The organism is Luteimonas sp. TWI662, from assembly GCF_039673825.1.
Lineage (GTDB): Bacteria > Pseudomonadota > Gammaproteobacteria > Xanthomonadales > Xanthomonadaceae > Luteimonas.
In genome coordinates, this window is the sequence record NZ_JBDJMI010000054.1 from 1 (window position 1) to 900 (window position 900).

Sequence of the window (900 nt, forward strand, 5' to 3'; positions counted from 1 at the left end):
CTGGATTGGGCCTGCTCCAGCCAGTGCTCCCAGGCCCGTTGGGCGCAGCTGGGATGCTGGTAGAACCACAGTCGCTTGAGCTCATCGCGCATGAGGTAGGCGGTGAGCAGGGGTTGGTTGGCTTCGAGCAGTTCGTCCAGCCTCACCGACTGGCGGCGATCCAGGTTGTCGCGATTGCGCAGCAGGAGCCAGCGGCTGGATTTGATCACTCGGCGGGCGGGCTTGTCGTGGCGCAGTTGGTTGGCCTGATCCACCCGCACCCGGTCGATCACCTCGCGACCGTACTTGGCCACCACATGGAACAGGTCGTAGACGACCTCGGCGTTGGGGCAGTTGGCCTTGATCTCCAGCTCGTAAGCGGTCGTCATGTCGATCGCGACGGCCTGGATCTGCTCAGCAACGCCGGCAGGAAGCTGCTCGAAGAAGGCGCGCGCAGTCTCGCGGGAACGGCCATGACCGACCCACAGCACCTGACGGCTGATCGGATCGACGACAACCGTGGCGTAGCGATGGCCCTTGTGCAGGGCGAACTCATCCATCGCCAGATACCGGATCTGGCTCCAATCCGGCTCCCGCACAACCTGCCGCAACTGGGCCTTATCGAGCGCCTTGACCGTGTGCCAACCCAGTTGGAAAAAGCGGGCAACAGCCAGGATGTTGCTGGATTCAAGCAGCTGGCTGACCGCCTCGGCCAACCGGTCGGTCACCCGCTGGTAGCGCCCCAGCCAGCTCAACTTTTCCAGTCGCGGACCGCCGCACTGGTCGCACCAGACGCGCCGGCGCGGCACCACCAACCGCACCTGAAGTGCCATCAGAGGTAGGTCACGCACCCGCCGCGCAGTCGTCTCATGCACCTGCCGGCACCGACTGCCGCAGTGCTGGCAGTACATCATGCGGGCG

1 protein-coding gene is annotated in these 900 nt (G+C 64.9%); it reads right to left on the bottom strand.

Translation table 11 applies throughout. The annotated features are described in order from the left end of the window. Positions 1 to 900 (bottom strand): ISL3 family transposase (locus ABE488_RS17710; protein ID WP_346449707.1); only part of this gene is annotated, 900 nt, incomplete at both ends.